This window comes from Vibrio metschnikovii CIP 69.14 (assembly GCF_000176155.1).
GTDB classification, from domain to species: domain Bacteria; phylum Pseudomonadota; class Gammaproteobacteria; order Enterobacterales; family Vibrionaceae; genus Vibrio; species Vibrio metschnikovii.
This window is the reverse complement of record NZ_ACZO01000006.1, coordinates 1444199-1465299: the sequence shown is the minus strand read 5'-3', so window position 1 is coordinate 1465299 and position 21101 is coordinate 1444199. Positions and strand designations below refer to the sequence as shown.

Annotated in this window: 15 protein-coding genes and 3 pseudogenes; 11 read left to right on the top strand and 7 right to left on the bottom strand. The window is 43.9% G+C overall.

Going from position 1 to position 21101, the window contains the following annotated elements; translation table 11 throughout:
* Nucleotides 1–11: 11 nt before the first annotated feature.
* The 5 genes from VIB_RS10010 (at nucleotide 12) to mgtE (VIB_RS09990) (ending at nucleotide 5164) form a co-directional block, all read left to right on the top strand.
* Nucleotides 12–335, top strand: coding sequence for a DOPA 4,5-dioxygenase family protein (locus VIB_RS10010; RefSeq protein ID WP_004395822.1), 324 nt, complete (start codon nucleotides 12–14; stop codon nucleotides 333–335).
* A 558-nt stretch (nucleotides 336–893) separates the two neighbouring features.
* Entirely contained in the window at nucleotides 894–1400 is a 507-nt protein-coding gene (locus tag VIB_RS10005; protein WP_004395821.1) for a CBS domain-containing protein, read from the top strand.
* A gap of 12 nt (nucleotides 1401–1412) precedes the next feature.
* Nucleotides 1413–2783: a magnesium transporter gene (gene mgtE / locus VIB_RS10000; RefSeq protein ID WP_004395820.1), complete on the top strand. Its 1371-nt coding sequence runs from the start codon at nucleotides 1413–1415 to the stop codon at nucleotides 2781–2783.
* Between the two features lie 19 nt (nucleotides 2784–2802).
* The gene (locus VIB_RS09995; protein WP_004395819.1) at nucleotides 2803–3510 is read left to right on the top strand and encodes an MgtC/SapB family protein; all 708 of its coding nucleotides are present in this window, start codon (nucleotides 2803–2805) and stop codon (nucleotides 3508–3510) included.
* Nucleotides 3511–3793: 283 nt separating this feature from the next.
* Nucleotides 3794–5164 carry a magnesium transporter gene (mgtE, locus tag VIB_RS09990; RefSeq protein ID WP_004395818.1) on the top strand — a complete coding sequence of 457 codons (1371 nt, stop codon included), beginning with the start codon at nucleotides 3794–3796 and terminating at the stop codon, nucleotides 5162–5164.
* A 62-nt stretch (nucleotides 5165–5226) separates the two neighbouring features.
* Here the strand turns inward: mgtE (VIB_RS09990) and VIB_RS09985 are convergent, their stop codons facing one another.
* Nucleotides 5227–6594 carry an endonuclease/exonuclease/phosphatase family protein gene (locus tag VIB_RS09985; protein ID WP_004395817.1) on the bottom strand — a complete coding sequence of 456 codons (1368 nt, stop codon included), beginning with the start codon at nucleotides 6592–6594 and terminating at the stop codon, nucleotides 5227–5229.
* 299 nt (nucleotides 6595–6893) lie between these two features.
* Between VIB_RS09985 and VIB_RS09980 the strand changes: the two genes are divergently transcribed.
* Nucleotides 6894–7916 carry an alpha/beta hydrolase family protein gene (locus VIB_RS09980; RefSeq protein ID WP_004395816.1) on the top strand — a complete coding sequence of 341 codons (1023 nt, stop codon included), beginning with the start codon at nucleotides 6894–6896 and terminating at the stop codon, nucleotides 7914–7916.
* Between the two features lie 38 nt (nucleotides 7917–7954).
* Here the strand turns inward: VIB_RS09980 and VIB_RS09975 are convergent, their stop codons facing one another.
* Nucleotides 7955–8989 carry a helix-turn-helix domain-containing protein gene (locus tag VIB_RS09975; RefSeq protein WP_244262428.1) on the bottom strand — a complete coding sequence of 345 codons (1035 nt, stop codon included), beginning with the start codon at nucleotides 8987–8989 and terminating at the stop codon, nucleotides 7955–7957.
* A 314-nt stretch (nucleotides 8990–9303) separates the two neighbouring features.
* On the opposite strand from VIB_RS09975, the gene VIB_RS17335 reads away from it, so the two are divergent.
* Both VIB_RS17335 and VIB_RS09970 read left to right on the top strand, forming a co-directional pair.
* On the top strand, nucleotides 9304–9546 hold the full coding sequence (locus tag VIB_RS17335; protein WP_083797764.1) for an SWIM zinc finger family protein: 243 nt from the start codon (nucleotides 9304–9306) through the stop codon (nucleotides 9544–9546).
* A pseudogene (locus tag VIB_RS09970) lies at nucleotides 9542–9730 on the top strand (SWIM zinc finger family protein); the annotation flags it as partial. The gene VIB_RS17335 and the pseudogene VIB_RS09970, both read left to right, overlap by 5 nt.
* 82 nt (nucleotides 9731–9812) lie before the next feature.
* Here VIB_RS09970 and VIB_RS09965 read toward each other — a convergent pair.
* Both VIB_RS09965 and VIB_RS09960 read right to left on the bottom strand, forming a co-directional pair.
* Entirely contained in the window at nucleotides 9813–11486 is a 1674-nt protein-coding gene (locus VIB_RS09965) for an alkaline phosphatase D family protein (protein ID WP_004395813.1), read from the bottom strand.
* A 400-nt stretch (nucleotides 11487–11886) separates the two neighbouring features.
* Nucleotides 11887–13734, bottom strand: a complete 1848-nt coding sequence (locus VIB_RS09960) for a M3 family metallopeptidase (protein WP_004395812.1) — start codon at nucleotides 13732–13734, stop codon at nucleotides 11887–11889.
* Between the two features lie 195 nt (nucleotides 13735–13929).
* On the opposite strand from VIB_RS09960, the pseudogene VIB_RS18355 reads away from it, so the two are divergent.
* The 3 genes and pseudogenes from VIB_RS18355 to VIB_RS17775 all read left to right on the top strand — a co-directional run.
* Nucleotides 13930–14178, top strand: a pseudogene (locus VIB_RS18355) (site-specific integrase); the annotation flags it as partial.
* Between the two features lie 141 nt (nucleotides 14179–14319).
* On the top strand, nucleotides 14320–15066 hold the full coding sequence (locus VIB_RS09950) for a zeta toxin family protein (RefSeq protein ID WP_040904894.1): 747 nt from the start codon (nucleotides 14320–14322) through the stop codon (nucleotides 15064–15066).
* Nucleotides 15059–15217 carry a hypothetical protein gene (locus VIB_RS17775; protein WP_004395810.1) on the top strand — a complete coding sequence of 53 codons (159 nt, stop codon included), beginning with the start codon at nucleotides 15059–15061 and terminating at the stop codon, nucleotides 15215–15217. Before VIB_RS09950 ends, VIB_RS17775 begins: the two co-directional genes overlap by 8 nt.
* A gap of 93 nt (nucleotides 15218–15310) precedes the next feature.
* Here VIB_RS17775 and VIB_RS09945 read toward each other — a convergent pair.
* From VIB_RS09945 to VIB_RS09935, 3 genes and pseudogenes are all read right to left on the bottom strand, one after another.
* Nucleotides 15311–15760: pseudogene (locus VIB_RS09945) on the bottom strand (M3 family metallopeptidase); the annotation flags it as partial.
* Between the two features lie 312 nt (nucleotides 15761–16072).
* The gene (locus VIB_RS09940; RefSeq protein ID WP_004395808.1) at nucleotides 16073–17782 is read right to left on the bottom strand and encodes an AIPR family protein; all 1710 of its coding nucleotides are present in this window, start codon (nucleotides 17780–17782) and stop codon (nucleotides 16073–16075) included.
* A 391-nt stretch (nucleotides 17783–18173) separates the two neighbouring features.
* Nucleotides 18174–21101 carry a DEAD/DEAH box helicase family protein gene (locus VIB_RS09935; protein ID WP_004395807.1) on the bottom strand — a complete coding sequence of 976 codons (2928 nt, stop codon included), beginning with the start codon at nucleotides 21099–21101 and terminating at the stop codon, nucleotides 18174–18176.

Below are 21101 nucleotides of genomic sequence, written 5' to 3'. Positions count from 1 at the left end.
AGGAGTAAATGATGTATCACGCTCATGTTTATTTTGATTTATCTCAGCAGCCATTCGCTTATGCTTTGCAGCAAACCATTATTGCTGAATGCCGCGAGCAGATTAGTGCCATCTTTCCTTTGGTCCCGCGTTTGGTTGGCCCCCATCGCAAACCGATGTTTGAAATTCATTTCTCTGAACAGCAAAAATCATTTATTGATTGGCTGGATAATGCACGTGGTCCCTTGAGTGTCTTGATTCATCCTGTCTCTGGTGATGACTGGCATGATCATAGTGAACAGCAAGTGATGTGGCTAGGTGAGAACCTCGGTGTCAATCAAGAGACGTTACGTTAGTTGGCCTTCCTCCCAAGAGAACCGTTGTTGCTGGCTTGAGATAAATGGTAAAAAATGCGTTCGCGCTTAATTTTAAATTGACTTTCAATTGGTTGATCAATAATATTCAGCGCGAAAAATAACCCGGTTGATGTGATTTAACGCTATACTTTAAGCGTTAAGCCGAGCAACAATCGATCCCTTTTAATTTATCGAGGTACAATAGAAACCTATGGACTCGTCGAGTAGTCGAATATCACAGTATGGTCTTTTCGATGGTTCGAAAACACCAACGGTTTCTTGCTAGCCTGTCGCTAAATTCTCTTTAGCTGTTGTCAGGCGGTAACTACCCTTGGCAAAGCGAACTCTTTCCTTCCATCGTTAATTCCATACGTTAATACTTTGCGCAGTAAGGCAACGTTTGCCTTTGCGTAACCTATGACTGATGCTCACACGCTGTGAGCCGACACGTCGTGCTTCGCAAACCCATTGTTGCGCTAAGCGTTTTTCGTTTAGGCAAAATTTGTGGTTGCGATCACCAGGTTTCTTTGTCCTGAGCCCAACTCAGGAGAGACAAAGATGACAGTTTTTCGTACGCATTACATCGCTGATGTAAAAAAAGCCCGTACCCCAGTGCAACGCGCAGTATTGAGCCACGCTAAGCGTGATTTTTTCTGTGTTAGTGACCAATTGCAGGTGCAAGAAGTGATCACCATGCTCAAAGCGAGCCCGCTGTTTTCTTCTTCTGTTCATGTTATTGCTTTGATTAATGATCGCGCTGAGTACCAAGGTTTGGTGTCTATTAGCCGTTTATTATGTGCTGATAAAACCCAGCCCGTCACGGCGCTAGTACAAGGGTCTAACCATTATACTTTCGCCTTAAGCGAAGCTTATCCTGCCGCATTACAACTGAGAAAAAGCCAATGGCCCGTGCTACCAATACTGGATAGCCGCCACCGTGTCGTGGGTGTCTTGGAATTAAACGCTGCCCGCGCGATCATTCGTCATCAACTTGAGCTTAATGATCAAGGTGTGGCTAAAACTTCATCTGGCTGGAAGCGCTTTGTGCGTTTTTGGAAGCACTAAGGGAAGAGCACGATGTCTGTTTCTATCATGACTCAAGAGCTGTTGGCACTGCACATCAGCCATAATCAAGCCGCGATGCTACGTTTTATCGACCAACATCCTTTGGCTGACTGTGCTGAAGCTTTTTCACAGCTATTAACCGAGCGACAATTTACTGAACAAGACGTATGTCAATTGCTTACGTTGCTGCCATTAGAAAAGCAAGTGGCTCTGTTTGGTTATTTCAGTTTAACGTGGCAAGAAAAACTCGCTGAGCAAATGGATGCTCAGCAACTCACTCAGTTAACTGAGCTTATGCCACACGATGAACGAGCCGATTTACTGACTCAACTGGAACCAGAACTGCAACAGCAAGTGTTGGATCAAATGGATAGCGAGGAGCGTTCTGACATTCAAAGGCTGGTTGCTTATCCAGAGGAGAGTGTCGGTGCGGTGATGACCTCTGATTTTGCTGTACTCGCTGCCGATTATACGGTCGAGCAAGCGATGCAAAAATTGCGCAGCATTGCTAAGCAAACCGAAACTATCTATCAGGCTTATGTGGTCGATGATCAGCAGCGTTTACAAGGTACGGTGTCACTACGCGATTTGGTGATTTCAGAGCCCAGTTTAACTGTGGGTAAGATCATGACCCGAGTGTTGATTTTTGTCCGAGTCGATGAAGATCAAAACGTCGCAGCACAAGCGATCAGTAAATATGATTTGCTCGCGTTACCCGTAGTCGATGGACAAAATCGTCTAGTGGGTATTGTGACTTATGATGATGCGATGGATGTGGCAGAAGAAGAAGCTGATCGCCACATGCACAAATCGGCAGCGGTCGATTTCACGGGTAACTTAAAAGAAGCCTCAGTGGGATTAATGTACCGTAAACGGGTCTTTTGGTTGGTCTTGCTGGTGTTCGGTAACCTTTTTTCTGGCGCAGGGATCGCCCATTTTGAAGATACCATTCAAGCCTACGTCGCCTTGGTCTTCTTTTTACCGCTGTTGATCGACAGTGGCGGTAACGCGGGGTCTCAGTCTGCCACCTTGATGGTTCGGGCACTGGCTACCGGAGAAGTGATCGGTAAAGATTGGGCAAAAATGCTCGGTAGAGAAGTGATGATAGCAGGGCTACTCGGCGTAACCATGGCTGTCGCGGTATCGATGCTTGGTTTATGGCGCGGTGGACCAGAGATTGCTTTAGTCGTGGCAATTACCATGCAAATTGTGGTGATTGTTGGCTCCGTCGTTGGTATGTCACTGCCGTTTGTTCTTAGCAAACTGAAGTTTGATCCTGCTTCCGCTAGTGCGCCATTGATCACTACGATTGCCGATGCGGTGGGAGTCATCATTTATTTCTCGGTGGCGACGATGATTCTGGATTTTCCGCCCACGGTATAAATGGGCATAGGAGCTCGCCATGTGGGACATTTTTGATTTTATCCTGCCGCTCATGTTAGCCGCAGGCTTGGGAGCCATGGTGGGGCTTGAGCGTCAATGGCATCAACGCATGGCCGGTTTGAGGACCAACGCTTTAGTGTCCCTTGGTGCGGCGAGCTTTACTCTGATGTCGATGATGGTCGATGGCGATGCCAGTCCAACACGCGTGGCAGCGCAGGTAGTCTCAGGCATCGGCTTTCTCGGTGCTGGGGTAATAATGAAAGAAGGGGCCAATATTCGCGGCTTAAATACCGCGGCTACTTTGTGGTGCTCTGCCGCGATAGGAGTGATGATTGGCGCCAATCAGTGGTCAGGTGCGGTTGCGGTGACGATCGTTATTTTGGCCACCAATACCCTATTACGCCCGTTAGTGAGGATCATCAACCATCGCCCTGTCGAGTCCGTCCAACAAGCGGAATGCTGGTGGCAATACCGTTTAGAGGTGGTTTGTTTAGAGAGTGATGAAGCGCATGTTCGAGCTTTATTATTGCAAGGTGTCTCTTCGGGGGCTTTGCAATTACAAAAGCTAGAAAGTGAAACCTTAATCCAAGATAAACAGACTCAGGTACGTGTCATCTCTTCGGTGATGGCAACACAACGGACCGATTCACACATCGAACGGGTGATTGGTCGATTAAGTTTAGAGCCGACCGTTTCACTGGCTAGTTGGCAAGTTGTGGAAGCTTAACTCGCTGTCGTCTGGATAAGTGAAGCGACCTTGTCATTTACAACCTTCATCAGGCTATTTTGTCGACGTCTATTTTCTTAGCACGTAGTCAGAATAGCCTGATTTTCTTTTTCTTCGCTCTGGTTGTCTTATAACTGTGCTAAAATCAGCCATTTGCATGCTATTCATCTTATTATTATTTTATCTCTCAGTATCTTTAGTCGCTAAGAGCAAAGAGCATGTCATAAGATAAAACAATAATGACGTTGATTCATGCTCACATGACAATGAAAAGAGTATTTAGATGTCAATCAATATCATGACTCAAGACCTCATGGCGCTGCACATCAGTCAAAATGCCGAAGCTATGGAACGCTTTGTTGAAGAGCACCCACTGGCTGACTGCGCAGAAGCCCTCACCGAATTGTTGGATAATCAACGTTTAACCGCTAAAGAAGCGGGGCAATTGTTACTGCTGATTTCTCTAGAAAAACAAGCCGCTCTATTTGGGTATTTTTCCTTGCGCTGGCAAGAAAAGCTCGCCGAAGAGCTTAATGCGCAAGAGCTCGCACAAATGACGGAGCTCATGCCCCATGATGAACGCGCTGATTTACTTACTCAATTAGAACCCGAGTTTCAGCATCAAGTTTTACAACAAATGGATGCGGAAGACCGGCGCGATATTCAGCGCTTAGTCTCTTATCCAGAAGAGAGCGTCGGGGCATTAATGACCTCGGATTTTGCGACGCTCGATGCCCATCAAACCGTTGAAGAAGCCATCAACCAACTACGGAAAATCGCCAGTGAGCGAGAAACTATTTACCAAGCTTACGTTGTTGATGAGCAAATGCATCTGCAAGGTACCGTTTCCCTGCGTGATTTGATGATTTCTGAGCCAAGTCTAACGGTTGGCAAAATCATGACTCAAGTGCTGATCTTTGTACGGGTGGATGAAGCGCAAAATGTGGCCGCGCAAGCGATCAGTAAATATGACTTACTCGCTCTCCCGGTATTGGATCAACAAAATCGCATGGTCGGTATTGTGACTTATGACGATGCGATGGACGTTGCAGAAGAAGAAGCAGATCGTTCGATTCATAAATCTGCCGCGGTCGATTTCTCCGGTAACCTAAAAGATGCTTCCGTTGGATTGATGTACCGTAAGCGCGTGTTTTGGTTAGTTTTGCTGGTGTTCGGTAATCTCTTTTCCGGAGCGGGGATCGCCTATTTTGAAGATACGATTCAAGCCTACGTTGCGCTGGTCTTTTTCTTACCCTTATTGATTGGTAGTAGTGGTAATGCCGGGGCGCAGTCGGCAACGCTGATGGTCCGAGCTATTGCCACTGGCGAAGTCATTGGTAAAGACTGGGCGAAAATGCTGGCTAAAGAACTGTTTATCGCCGGTTTACTGGGTGTCACTATGGCGATTGCGGTATCGTTGCTTGGCTTATGGCGCGGCGGTCCAGAAATTGCCTTAGTGGTAGCGTTAACCATGCAAATTGTGGTCGTAGTTGGATCGCTGGTGGGGATGTCACTGCCATTTATTCTCAGCAAACTTAAGTTTGATCCGGCATCGGCCAGTGCACCACTGGTTACCACTATTGCCGATGCGGTCGGAGTTATTATCTATTTCTCCGTCGCCACCAGCATCTTAGATTTTCCTGCGGTTGGCTAAACTTGCTTGATTGAGGCTCTAAATAGAGCCTCTTTTCTTATCCCCCAACAACTTGGGATACCCTATAACTTCACTTCAACCCATATTAGGCGATGGTCGGAAGAGACATCTTTACCGTCCCCATAACGGCCCAAACGCGAGTCATTCATTAAACGATAGCCCACCTGATCAGACGCTGGCCAATAAACACCTGAATCAATAACGGTTAAGTTAGCCGAAGGCAGAGCATAATCAACGCCTAAGCCAAAAGTGGACGTGATTCGCTGTGGATGAGGATGAGTTGATGATCGCTGCGCAGCAAATTCAGCGGCACCAAGGCTACTTGGGTAAAGCGTCCCTTGAGTCACCTTTTGATTAAGTAGCGGATCAGCATGCAGTGCTTGCATTATTTCACTTAACCCATCACCGGCGACCGGGTCGAGATTTAAATCGCCCATGATGACAAACCTTTCATTGTTGGCTAATCCGCCAGTCTTACCAGCATCATCGTAAAAATAAGGCTGATTTTGTATGTAATGGTGCCAAAACTGCACTTCTGCAGCGTTTTGTTGCTGATTTTTACCAGGGTCAAAGACCGGGGGCGTCGGGTGAGACATCAGTAAATGGATCACTTGCTCCCCATCGGCAGTTGGAATCACAATCGGCGCATCCACATGGTTTTTAGACGATAAACGTACCTGTTGCCATTCTGCATCACTATACCAAGCATCACCACACACCATGCCTTGAGGAATTTTTTGTGAGCCATCACAGATGGTGATCTTGGGGTTTTCTGCTCCAGCCATATCTTTCCATTTAAAGTGCTGGAAGGTGCGTGTTTGGCTCGCATCAATTGGGTACTTAGACAGTAAAGCAAACGCGTATTGACCGTGATAAAAACCAAATCCCCAAGCATCGCCCGGTAACTGACCCTTTTGGCCATTATTATCTAAATCAAATTCACTCAATAGCCCAGTATTGGTGGCGTAGGCTTTAGCAAACGGATAATCAATCGGCTCTAAATCTGGCTCGCCTCCTGCGCCTTGTCGGCTTTGCGCGACAGACAAATAATTTTTTTGAAAGCCGATCAACGCCGAAGTATCTTCACCAGTACCATCATTATTAAATTCCGCCATCATCAATACATCAGGGCGATTATGTTGAATAACCGCCGCGACATTGCGGATCTGGATAACATTTTGCGCTAATGTTTTGTCTTTTTGTTCAATCTTGCCCGCTAAGTAAGCTTCAACCAAAGCTTGCTGCTGCGCAGGTTCTACCTGCATTTCAGTCACCAGTTCTGCAAAGGTGTTACGGTCAAAAGAGAGATTATAGGTAGCAATTTTAAGCGTTTTTTCAGGTGTTGCCATGGTATCGATATCCTGATTACAGCCCACGAGCAGTGCGCTACTGAGCAGCAAAGCGGTCGGAGTAAGTCGCATTTTTTTCATTATTCACACCATAGAGTAACTGTCTATTCAAAATCAAAACAAAACCGATTTAAACGATACAGACAGATAAGACACATTGATTCGTTATCTGAATGGTAAGGATATGCTTACCTGTTGTAAGTGATAAAAATCACGCCCAAGATGTAAGAAGCTTCTTGTTTGTTTATTTTTGTGTGACTGGTGCCAACTTTGGTTAGGTTTGGTTTATTTTTTAGGTCCTAAAACCGGATTGAGGACGCATTAGAAAGCGCGATATCAGAATCTAGCTCTGAAGATTATCATTTATAAAGGAGTGGGTTATGCGTTGGTTTTGTTCATTTATTACTCTGGTACTGATGTTACCATCAAGTATGGCGGCTACAGAGATTGGCTTCCAACAAAAGGTTATCAGCCAATCTTTAGAAAGGCCCTTATCTATATCCATCTGGTACCCAGCTAAGCCGTCCAATCAAATCACTTTGATTGCTGATAATCCAGTTTTTCAAGGTAATCCAGTGATAGAAAATGGTGCAGTAAATACCGCTTCTGCCCCTTTGGTGATGCTTTCTCATGGTTATCGAGGTAACTGGCGAAACCAGCATTGGCTAGCGGTGAAGTTGGTTGAGCAGGGTTATGTTGTTGCAGCGGTTGATCACCCTGGAACAACGACACTTGATTCATCTCCTCAACAAGCTGCGCAATGGTGGCAAAGACCGAAGGATTTAAGTCGGCTGCTTGATTATTTATTGTCTGATGAGCAGTGGTCCGGCGTGATTGATCGTACGAATGTGACTGCGATAGGCCATTCTTTAGGTGGCTGGACCGTGTTACAACTGGTTGGTGCTCAGGTAGATCGCGCTTTTTTTCATCAGCAATGTCTTTTGTACCCAAACCCTAGAACTTGTGGGTTGGCAAAAGAGCTAGGATTGGCCGAGTCACAACCCAATGAACCTTTGTCAGCAAGGTTACACGATGAGCGTATTAAGCAAGTAATCAGCTTAGATTTAGGTTTGGCGCGCAGTTTTTCCTCCTCTAGTCTTCATAAAATAAAAACACCTGTTTTGATTTTGGCGGCTGGCATTGATATTGGTGATCTCCCTCAAACTCAAGAGTCAGGTTTTTTAGCTGAACACATACCGCTACTATCACGGCGTTATAAAGTGTATGAGCAAGCGATGCATTTTAGTTTTTTACCCATTTGCAAGCCTGGTGCAATCCATTTACTTGAAGAAGAAGTGCAAGGTGACGGTATCATTTGTAAAGATGGAAGAGGCATAACGCGCAGCGATCTTCATCAAAGCATATTTGCCGATATTTTATTGTTTTTAAGGCAAGGAGCGTGAGCAAGCTTAGTGTCATATTTAGGAAGGGCTTGATAGCATTATGATGATGAGTTTCGGTAGCCACTGGGTGTTTGCCCCGTGATACGTGAAAACTCACGATGGAAATTGGATTTAGTTTGAAACCCTGACGCTAAATAAACTTCGGTGATCGACATATTACTGGTTAAAAGCAGTGATTTAGCATGCTCTATTCTAAATGAATTGATCACTCTGGAAATATTTTCTCCGTACACCTGATTGATTGCTTGAGAAAGTGGCTTCGCTGGCACTCCGAGCCACTTTGAGAGCTTCGCTAGAGTTAAATCAACATCCTTATACAGTTCTTTTTCTGTGAGTAAGTGGCTGAGTTTGTCACAAATCTGTGTTGCTTCTTGCTTACTCATTGATAAAGATGATGATTTTATTTCCGTTAGTGGGGGCTGTGTTATCACGTTATTTGTTGGCTCAACCACAGTATGCTGACTAGCGATAGTTACCGTTGTGACGATTCCTACGATCAAGGCTAGATAACTAGAGGATAAAATAAGATTGATGTGCGCAGCACTGTTACGAATTAAATCATAACTGATCATCCCATCAATCAGAGCTGACATTAGTAACAAGAGTCCTGCTGCTCTTTGAGCAAATAAAACCGTGGTAATTTGATTAAGGCGGACATGGGTTGGTATTTTTAATGATTCTTTTATGAGTAAGAGTCCGTAGGCTAAATAAAGACAAATCAAAACAATATCAATAGTGACTAACCAAACTCGTGATGGATTGGTAGAAGCAATTGCGACAATAATAGGACCAAGCCAGTGGAGATATTTAGTCTTTGCGTGCTGAGTTTTAGAAAAGCAAAGCCAGGCTGCGACAGGCAACATCGCACCTAGAATAGGTTGAATACAGCGTAATAAAGCAATATCAAATGTCCACCTTAATCCGACGACGGCGGTCATCGTAGAGCAGAGTATACTGAACCAAAATACTCCAGACTTTAGCCAATTACGTTTGGGACGCATGAATAAGGCGGTAATGATAAATAGCAAAGATGCTATAAAGGGAAGAGGGATGGCAAGCATTAAAAATTCCATTTTATATTCATCATCAGGCTGATTATATGAGCAGCCTATGTGCGAGATTATCGCTCAGTGAAATTCCTAAATAAACCATTTAATTGCAAACCAGTTATGAAGTTAAACGAGCCACCGTTTTATTCATTATCACGATGTTTGACTTGAAGCTCCAATCCAAAATAGGCAAAGTGCGTGAAACCCCTAGCAACGTCTTGACCAGACAAGGCCGACGATAGCGAAAACGGATCTGCTTATGCCTAATAATTCCTTTTCCTTTCTTTGATTTTACTGTTCTGTTTGCCCTGTGCGAACCGAGCTCATTACAAAAAGGCATGCAGCTCGCGAAAAGTGGAGCGGTGCGTAAATTGACCGTTAATGGTCATACCGCCAATGCCGAAGTAAAAGGCTCTCAGCTTTACCGTGTGCAACTCAATGGTGGTCAAACATTATCAAGCTACTGCACTTGCCCAGCCGCTGAATACCAAGAGATGTGTAAACATGGTGCTGCCGTTGCGTATTGCTTACTTAGCGATTCGCCCATTGATCAAGATTCGTGTTGCTCACGTGTGTATTGACCGCACCAGTAACCAAGGTTATCAAGAGGCCATTCACCATTTACAACGCGTCGAGCGCTTATTGGCTAAACACCCAGCCGCACTCGCTGATTTTTATCTCGCGATAACATCACTGGCGGAAACCTACAAACGTAAGCGTAATATGCACAGCTTATTGAAAAAGCATTATCCGAAGCAGGTTTAAGCTATGGGTTTTCTATCCCCAAACCACTTGAGGTTACTGGCAATAAAGATCACCGCTGCTCAAGTCGTCAGGGGATAGAGACTCAACGGATGCTAATCCCTTTACCATCTTCAGTAGCGATGGTTTTTTGTTTTACTTGGTAATCCTTGGTCATGATATTGGAAATAAAAGTCCAAGTAGCTTCAGCTTTCTCTTTGGTGACATCTAAGCGTAGAAAACCGCGTTGCTTCAAATCTGTCCATTGCAGCTCTCTGACCAACAGTGGCAGAACATGCTCCATTTGCATAATAGTCGAGCCATCAACGCCTAGGTACTCTTCTAAACCGGGCGAACTGACCGATGATGTCGCAAATTCGATACCTATCGCTTTGCCCTGCGCATCAAACAGTTGGCTACACCATGCATTATGACTGTCACCTGCTAAGCTAATAAACCGTTTGCCTTCTTGTTGCGCTAAATGATAAAGCCATTCTCTCTCTTGATAATAGCCATCCCAAGCATCAAGGTTGTAGGGGATAAGATGCGGATCTGAGTTAGGATTGGCAAGGTACGTTTGGATAGCTTGGTTGACATGATTTAGGGCTAGGGCTTTATTCTCGTCATCAGCCATAAACAAACCAAACAGCGCTTGCATTACTGTGCTTGGTAGCTCCATTCGACTCATCAATACTTGTTGGCCCATGATTGACCATTTACCAGAAGCGTTAGCCATTTGGTTTTTTAGCCACTGTTTTTGATGCTGACCTAATAGGTTTCGACCGGGTTGACGAGACTGAGCAACCAATCCCGCGATGCCTTCCATTGAGGGAGAGGACAACGAAAAATAATCCAATGGTTCATCACGGGCGACGACACGAGTATCGAGCATGTAGAGATCCAAAAGATCGCCAAAAGAGAAGTGACGATAGATAATTACATTCGATTCAGGGTTTTCACGGACAGGGAGCCATTCTACCCATGCAGCAGCGGCTGCGGCGCGTCGCAATTCAAAACTGCCTTGTTCTGGTTGATGATTTTCAGCGCCATTAAGCCAAGTGTCATTAGCAATTTCATGATCATCCCATACTGCAATCATCGGCATCGAAGCATGCAAGGCTTGTAGATCGCTATCTTGGCGATATTGTGCATAACGTGCTCGATAATCTTGCAGGCTGACACACTCAGTACCACGGCTCGGTTCACGTCCAAGGGACGCCGCATTTTCGGTGGCATAACCACCGGAGCCGTATTCGTAAATGTAATCGCCTAAATGCAGTACCGCATCAAACGGCTTTTTCTGATGCTGGAGAACGATTTCTCGATAAACGTTGAAGTACCCTGTCGGGTAATTAGAGCAAGAAACCACCGCCAACGATGCTTTGGCTAACTCGCCTTGTGCCAACGTTTTGGTTCGCCCCACTTGGCTGTTTATTCCCTGACATATAAAGCGATAAAAATAGTTTTTTCCTGCGGCTAATCCTGTGACATCAACTTTGACTGTAAAGTCTTTTTCGCTGTCAGTTTGCCGTTTGCCAGAAGCCACTAAGTGAGCAAAATCCTCATGCTCAGACAGTTGCCAAGTCACTTCTGCGTAACGACTTTCGGTGGTTACCCGAGTCCAGATGATAACGGCATCTTGTAACGGATCTCCACTGGCTACACCATGCTCAAAGGTGACCGGTTTGAACTGTGTATCATCAGATTGACACGCGATCAAACTGCTAGCGACCATGCTAGCGGAAACCGCCTTTATAAAGCCTCTGCGAGACATAGACATAATAACTTCCTTATTTCCATCTTTTTTATCCCTAACACCACGCTGTTTGGGGATGGGGGTTGTGCACTAAAAATCCAAAACTGGTCAAACCAGAGCAGGAGGTTGGCATCCAAAAATGAAGTTAATATGTCATCAATATAAAATAATAATTACAGTTCAATGAGTTAATACAGAGCGCTAAAAAAAAGGGGGAAGATAATGAGTGGCGTGCAGTATCGAGCAATGTTTATCTCGCGATAACATCACTGGCGGAAACCTACAAACGTAAGCGCAATGTGCACAGCTTACTGAAAAAGCATTATCCGAAGCAGGTTTAAGCTATGGGTTTTCTATCCCCAAACCACTTGAGGTTGCTGGCAATAAAGATCACCGCTGCTCAAGTCGTCAGGGGATAGAGCCGTTAACAGCCGTAAGTCTGCATAATGTAATCTTCAAACTGCTGGCACATCTGCTCATCAGACACCGCATTAGACGCAATCACTTGCTCCCCATCGACGATGGTGATTTTCGCATTCAGTGGCGCTGGGCTGCTCGGTTGACGGCTCTGCATCGCCGCGATTTTTTGCAGCTCTTGTTGCCAAGCTTGCTCGGCAGAAAGGTTACAGACATCGGCCAGATATTTAGCATTAAAACCTTCACCAGTGAGGCTTTGGATCGATTCAGAATGTGAGACTTGATTCCCCTTATGCCAATAATGCTTGGCGAGAAATGGGCCAATCTGTGGGTTATCTGTTAGGTAGCCAAACTTTTCCATAAAGTAAGCCCGCGTTTGATACACCGCCATATGAGCCAATAAGTAACCTTGGTAAGCGCAGGCTGATTCATCGGATAATAGGTGCGGAATCGCCAACAGTGGGCGAGGGCTCGACTCAAGGCCAAGAATACGCTGCTCGGTTTCACGGGCTAAAGCCGTCACCTGTTCAGCGGTTAACTGCTCATCGCTCAATTGATACAGGGCGCGTTCAAAATAAGGCACCAGCAGAATGCTTCGTTCTTGATACGCTTTGAATGGCTGACGGTTATTCACCATCGCTTGAATGACACTATCAGGAACCGGGTTGCCCTTGTTATCCAAGGCATAGCGTTTTAGCCAATCGGCGTCGTTGAGTAGGCTATCACAAAACATCGATTGCGTTTCAGCGTAGGCCATGGAGGTTGGCGCAAACTCTTGTGAGAAGCAAGGGGCGTTGAGTTTCACATTAGCAAAATGCGCCGCATGGCCACCTTCATGAAACAGGGTGTTGATACCATCATAGCCACTGCCGATTTGGTCAGGTTTGGCATTGGAGGTAAAGTTGACTTTAGCCGCAACCCATTGTCCTTGATGGTAAAAAGATGGGATCGGGCCGTGACAAAAACCATTGGGGTATTTTCCTTTGCGATCCAGCAAATCTAAAGTCAGCTCAGCCTCTGAATAGTTGATATGTAAGCGGCCAAACGATTCTACCCAGCGGCGTAAGGATTGCGAAAACGGCACATAAGGGTCGAGATCACGCATCACATCGCCAGCAAACGAGAAAACAAAATTATGCCCTTTGAGGCATTCTTCCCCTTGCTCGGCAACCAGTGTGCTTAAGCTCTCTTGATGGCGTTGACGGGTACGCTGCTCGAAATCATCCAAAATGGTAAACAGGGCTTCGCTGCTCATTTTTTCGGTCTTTTGCACCGAATAGTCAAAGTAATTGGCATAACCCATGGCGCGAGCAAAGGCGTTACGCTTTTGTACTAATGGCAAAAAGCCTTGTTCAAGCAACCATTGCTCTAGTTCTAGCAGCGATTGATGAGCTGATTGACGCACGGACTCAAGGTTATTGGCACGAATGGTTGAACTGAGCACCGGTAAACTGGCTTCAATCGCCTCACCGTGTTCGTTTGTGTAAGTCAGCACATGTTGCTGCTTTTTGGTGAATAGATCAGCTTCGAACTCGATCAGCTCGTTTTTCAGTTGCTGAGCTTGGCGAGATTCTATCGCATGGGCTTGGAACATGGCTAACCAGCCATTCAGCCCTTGCAGGGTTTGCTCTCGTTGCTCGTTATCGCTGATGTTCTCTGCTGCGGCGATCTGTTGGCGGATTTCTTCTATTCTTGACCCTTGTGAGAGAAAGTGAGTCCACTCGGTTTGGGCTTTGGTTGCCCCCGCTTGATCATCGCTAATACCCATGTAGGTTTGCCAAAAGTAATCTTCTTTGCGGCGGTGAATGGCCAAGTAATCTTGGTTGAGTTGGTTAAGGTAAGCACTGGCAGTCATTTTTATCCTTAAAAATGGTTGAGTTAATCGAAGATTATCTCACGCCCAGCACAAACGAGCGATGCAAAACCAGCTATGGTTTTATGGCCACCGCGTAAAGGTAAATGTACTTGGTATTTACAGGGGGATGGGGGGTGAGAGCAAACTCAACACGCACTCAGCCAGAGGTTGTTTATTAGTCAACTTTCTCACTAGGACTTTATCTTTCCTAGTCCAAAAAAATTGGGGCGCCAATGAGCTACTCCTATTACGTCCACAGCATAAAAAATGGGCAACGACGCTTGGACTTAACGCTGCGCAGTATGGTATCTACTCCATGCGAAGGACTAATAGGCGAGAACAAAAAATATCAGGGCGGTACAGCTACTTTTAGGGCATGTGAAATTTGATAACACCATTCGCTATCTTGGTGTTGAGAGCAAAGATGCACTCAAAATTTCCTAAGATACGGATATCTAGAGGTGTGATTGGTATAATCCGTTTTTGAAGAAATTGATTAACTAAAAGCTGAATAAACGATACAACGTGAAAATTGCTGGTGCCTCTTTGGGGAGCAGGCGATTTCTTTCCACTGGAGAAGATGAATTGGAACTTTCACCCAGCGAGTTGGCTATTAAGAAAAAGGCCTTGGATTTTGCAAAGAAAAATCGTACTAGGATTTGTCGCAGGCTTACCGACACCAGTCTCTACGCTCCAGAGTTGGAGCCAGTTTCTGTGTTTATGAGCGGATCTCCAGGTGCAGGGAAAACTGAGTCTTCTAAGGAGTTGGTTGCAGTTTTAACTGAGGATGGTGGACATGTTTTGCGCCTTGACCCTGATGATTTAAGGGAGGAGTTTGAAGATTACAATGGGAACAATTCATACTTATTCCAATCTGCGGTGATTACACTTGTCGAACGTGCCATGGATATGATTTTTAAGAATAACCAGAGCTTTCTTCTGGATGGGACGTTGGCTAGCTTTCATGTCGCGGATAAAAACATAGGCCGCTCGCTAAAAAAAGGTAGGATGGTATTAGTGGTCTTTGTTTATCAACGACCGGAGCTGGCATGGAACTTTGTAAAGGCAAGAGAGAAGGTCGAAGGAAGAAGGATCTTACCAGAACATTTTGTTGAACAGTTCTTTGGTTCTCAGCAGGTTATCGAACAACTTAAAGAGAAATATGGCTCTCAAATTCAGGTTGATTTGCTTCTTAAAGATAACGATGGAACTACCCACAGCCATCACAGTGATATAATCAGTTTGCAACAGTATTTGGATCCAGCGTATACTTTGGAAGTTGTAAGAGAAATCGTAGGTGCTAGTAGGCACCAGGAGAAGCGTGATGATTGATTCTAAAGCCAACAATGCTACTTCACCACTTGCCAGATTTGTTCGTAATACATCTGCTGGTGATAAAAACAAGGTTTATAAGCGCGTCATTGTCGCAGCGACAGAGTCTCAGAACAAAACTATCCAAAAAGCTCATACTGTTCAGGGCTAATTCTATTCTGCTTGCCAGTCATGAACTATGATTGGCTTGTCTAAAACTTCATGACCCAACCATTCCCGTACATAGTCCTTCTGAATGTCCATCTGACTCAAAGTTATTGGCACGAATGGTTGAACTGAGCTCGGGTAAACTGGCTTCAATCACCTCACCGTGTTCGTTTGTGTAAGTCAGCACATGTTGCTGTTTTTTGCTAAATAGCTCAGCTTCGAACTCGATCAGCTCGTTTTTCAGTTGCTGAGCTTGGAGAGATTCTATCGCATGGGCTTGGAACATGGCTAACCAGCCATTCAGCCCTTGCAGGGTTTGCTCTCGTTGCTCGCTATCGCTGATGTTTTCTGCTGCGGCGATCTGTTGGCGGATTTCTTCTATTCTTGACCCTTGTGAGAGAAAGTGAGTCCACTCGGTTTGGGCTTTGGTTGCCCCCGCTTGGTCATCACTAATGCCCATGTAGGTTTGCCAAAAGTAATCTTCTTTGCGGCGGTGAATGGCCAAGTAGTCTTGGTTGAGTTGGTTAAGGTAAGCACTGGCAGTCATTTTTATCCTTAAAAATGGTTGAGTTAATCGAAGATTATCTCACGTCCAGCACAAACGAGCGATGTAACCCCAACTATGGTTTATGGCCACCGCGTAAAGGTAAATGTACTTGGTTTTTACAGGGGGATGGGGGAGAGCAAACAAGCTTTTGCCTCAAAGTGAGTTACCAGCTACATCAAAGTAAATAGTAAAATTGGGGTTTTGAAATACTCTAACTAATGGTAACAAAACTTGGTACTATGGCTTGTTCAAATTTAGATTAGATAGGGAGTCGTCAATCACTCCCCATTTAACAGTTATTAAAAAATCATACTAATATAAGCCTAATTGCTCATTAAGAAAATCTTTAAAACGGACTTGGATCATTTTACGAGCATCTGTAATCGTTTTCTTAGACGGTTCAAACAGATCTAGTATACGTTCAAGTTCATCAATACAAGCCTGATTATCAAGATCACTACGAACTTTTCTCATATATAATATATAGAATACTTTTTGTTCAATCTTCTGTAGACTTTCCGTTACTGAGTCATATGATTTTTTAATGTCAAAGTAGCTTTCTATAATCGCTGGTGCATCTGATATATTGAAGTTTTTTTCCGAGAAGATGTCATCATAATATTTACCAAAGATATGTTGTTTTTGGTTAGATGATTTTTCAGGATTACCTTGAATTGCAAACAGTATCTGTCCAAATAACTCCATACTAATTTTGTATTTGTAATCTTTTTGATCATTCATGCCAGTATCACCATTCTTTCTTGAGTAGATAATGTCATGTTCATCCAAAAGTTGTTCTAGTTGAATTTGTAGAGTACTCAAAGACTTTAAATCTACATTTGAGATTGAATTTTGGCTATTAGTGTATTCAGCGATTTTGTTAACGGACTCACTATTTGAGGCATTGAATATTCTAACTAAGACTTCGCTTTTAGATAAAAACTCAGATATATGAGAATCATCTTGAGCATTGAAATTATGAAGCGTTCGGAGCGTTTGACCTCCATTTAGCACTTGGAAGTCAGTGATAGAAATTCTTACCTTCTTGTTACCATTAACAGGCTCTGCTTTAATATCTTTAGCAACAATTGTCATGCCATTGTTATACATGAAGAACTTGCTAGGATCTTCTTTTAGAGAACGCGCTATGGCTTCATTGTATTTTGATTTTTGAACAAAACCTCGAACATTATCGAATAAAACTCCATATTCTATCCGCTCTTTAGCTAAAACTTCAATTTTCTCACAATTGTAGTTATTTCTTAGCTCTTGATTTTTACATGTTATTCTAATTATATCTGCCGCATTTAATCTTACTATATATGACTTTGAGGTTGAGATGGTATTTTCCGAATAGGACATTAAAGCGTCATTGTCGATTATAAGCTCTGAAGATATTGGCTTCGGTCGAATAGACATCATTGATTTAATTTGAGGAAGGCAAATGGAAATAACTTCCATATCATAAAAGTCTTTCAGTTGCTGAATAGCCGTCTCATCATTATTTATTGGAACTGCTTCATTGCTAAGTATATAAAGAGAGGTCTTCCAGACATCATTACTATTGAGTCTTTCTATCGCGTGATCAACTAAACTCTTTAACTTTCCTTCTAGACCGTCAGAATTCCCATTCAAGATACAATTTACTAGCTTTGTTGAAACAAAAGCTTCATTTGAACTTTGCATCTGACCTGGTTTAAATGACTCTCTAAACTTAAAGTTGAATAATAATATTTCTTTACTTTCATCATTAATATAAATCGCATCAATACCTTGGTCATTAAATCGATTACCTGTTAGGTATGCGTTGTATTCAGTATCAGTGATAATATCACTTATACGATCAAGATCTTTCTCATCACACAAACTTTCAAGCATGAACAGATAAAAACCAAACCGTTCCTTTAGCTTGTCATTCTCTGGTTGCTTAGCAAAGACAGCGCCTTTTGAGTAAAGGTCAAAATACTTTTTACATTTAATATTTAATAACTTGAAATCGTTTAAACTAGCAACACCAGACATAGAACCTCTAAACTAATTATTTTTCATGACAATATCATTGTTGCATATTATGGTGAGCAAAAAAAGTATGACTTTAGGTTTGTTGATTCGTTTTAAAAGTATGTATTACGCTTTAGGTGATCAAGATCATAAACTGTATTTTTCTCATTGTTTACCTAACTAAATCTAATTCGAAGGTACATACCGAGATCGCCAACCTTAACTCGAAATTGTCCAAAAGTTTGTTACTAGGGTAATGCATCGCTTGTGATCACCAAGCGATTCTGTCGTGATTAAAACGAAACTGGTGTAACACTATTAATTGTGATTTGAGCCATAATTATACAGTTTGGTTATTTAATTTTATTAAATAATCATAAAACCCTTCACCAATTAATGATGTGCTTAGCTATCACTTCAATACCGACTTCAACCGTGCAAAGGTCTTCATTGTATCGGTTGCTGGCATATCTGGATAACTTGGGTTTTGCGCTTGCAGTTGGTATTGATTCGGTGCAATTTTGCGTACTACCCGCAGCAAATAGTGGTTATCACCGGTCTCATCTTGGGTTTCGATTGCCATTGTTAAGTTAGAAATGGAACCCGCGCTACTTGGTGTCACCCATTCAAGTAATAACAGATCCCCGTCTTGAATCGGATTTTTGCCGCCATTCATAGAGTTTCCCGTTGCGGGGGCAACAAAATGGCGACTAGGGTCTAGCTTACCATAGCCATCGGCAACACAGTGATATTGAACCGCTTCATGAGAGCCGCGTTTAAAATGGCCGCAAGCAATTTTCAGTTCAGGGTAAAAAGGCAGCATCGTCCCTTGCGGATCACTTTGTTTGGCAAACTCGAGCACTTGGGCTGAAGGTAAGTGTTCAATGTCTGGCTGATTCGATGGCTGTTTTTGCTGTGGTCGCTGGGCATATTCAGCCAAGCGTAAATCAACCAACTCTTGCATGGCATCGTGTAATAACTCGATATGCTGATCTTTTATCGCGAAGGTAGCGACAAATTTTTGATCGTTAATTGCAAACCAAGGAGCCGATTTATTATTGGGCTTGGTAAAAGCTTTGATTGGATTTGCTAGCCAATATTTTAACCAGCCTTGATCGTTGGCTTGAAACTGCTTGGCACTTTCGGTGAGCTCTTGCGCCATTAACTGTGGGCGACGTGACAACACATGATGGCTTCGCTCGGCTAACGCGCTAAGTGTTGGTGGCTGACGCAGACCATCAAGTTCCAGTAAGGCTTCGAGTAAGATCGCTTTAAACGATTTGCTCATCGCTGTGTTTTCAATGCCATGGAGGAGAAAATCACCATAATGGCTGACGAGCTCGCTGATTCGTGGATCATTTTCTTGGCTGGCGACCAGATGAAACCAGCTTATCGCTTGCTGGCGAACTTTCTTCATCGGGTAGCCATGATGGAAAAATTCACTGGCGGTCGGGCGATGAGCCAATTGATGCGCTAATTGTTGATAATCATCTTGCACATTATTATTGCGTAGCCGTTTGGCTAAACGTTGCCAAAAGTTGATCAGCTCAATATCAAAATTAACATGACAACCTTTGGCAAGTGGCGCGTTCGCTTGTAATTTCCCTATCACTTCTCTGAGTGTTTTGACATTAAATAAGGTTGCTGGGCGGTTTAAAAATGAATCGTGATTACCAATAAAATCCAGCACGACAAGTTTGCGTTTATTGGTGATGGGAGAAAGGCGTAAGCCGCGACCTAATTGCTGTAGAAAGAGAATTTTTGATTCGGTTGGACGAGCCATTAAAATCGTATCAATCGAGGGGAGATCTGTGCCTTCATTAAACAGATCGACCGAGAAAATAATATCAATTTTACCTTGGTCTAGCCATTGCAGCGCTTGATTACGCCTTACGGCTGAATCACTGTACACTGTAACGGCATTAATGCCTTTGGCGACAAAATACTGCGCCATAAAATCCGCGTGTTTTTTCGAGACACAAAAGGCTAAGGTTCGCGTTTGTTTTTTGGCTTGCCATTCACGATAGACATGTTCAGCGCGTCGCGATGTGGCCAGTTTATTTTCAAGCGTATTAGGATCAAACTTACCGTTACGCCATGGAATCTCTTGATAATTTACCCCTTGATCGTAGATACCGTGATAATCAAACGGTGCGAGAATCTCATCATCAATGCCATGCACTAAATTGCGTTCGAAGACTAAGTTATCATCACATAAAGAGAGAATATCAGCTTGATCAGAACGCTCTGGTGTCGCCGTTAAACCGAGGAGAAATTTAGGCTGAAAATAGGCAAGCAACTGACGATAGCTTCTTGCCGCGGCATGATGAAACTCATCCACTATTAGGTAATCAAAGTGATCAACGGCAAAACGTTGTAGGTGATTTTGCTTACCTAAGGTTGCGACAGAGGCAAACAATAGCGTTGCTTGATCATCTTGTATAGAACCGTTGTAGAGGCCAGTTTTGGCATGGGGGATCAACTGACTAAAGGTTTTTTCTGCTTGCAGTAGGATCTCTTCGCGATGGGCAACAAACAACACGTTTTTCGCTTGCATTTGCATCACATCAAAGGCGGATAACCAAGTTTTTCCCATGCCTGTCGCAAGCACCACTAACCCCCTTGAATAACCTTGTTGTCGAGTGGCATCCAGTGCGGCTAAAGCTTCAATTTGGATTGAATTTGGTGTTGGAACGTCGATGGTTTCTTGTTCATCCTCTGTGGCCAATTGAGCAATGGTACGCTGCTGCTGTATTTGTTGATAACGACAGAGGTAATTATCAATCCATTGATGGCTTAATGGCTGACTCTGGTTGTGGGTGAAAATGGCATTGAACTGTTGACGTATATGAGTAAATTCAATCGCTGCTGGTGAATTTTTGGGTAACTCAAAGTCGTGGCGCAAAGCCCACTCGTGGCTACTTAACAAAGCGGTGCGACTGATATTGTTCGAGCCTATCCATGCGCAGCCTTCGACGATTTCCCCTTGTTGCTGGCGAACAAAAATGTACGACTTCATATGAAAGCTATCATCGCCACATTGGAAGATACGACAGGTTGCGCCTCGCTCAACCAATAGCATCAGGCGGCGCAGGGCAACGGGGTGGGTGATGGCTAAGTAATCGGAGGTGAGGAGTTTTATCCTCGCGCCACTTTGCATAGCATCGAACAGAGGATCAAACAGTAGTGCTAAGCCTGACGGTTGAATAAAGGAGACCGAGATTTCGATTTCGCTGGCATGGTTGATGGCTTGAATTAACCTCGGTAGTAGCGGATCGTTTACCCCACCCGAAGAGAGTCGATGCCCAGAATACAATTGACCAGTCGTTGCGTTAGGCAT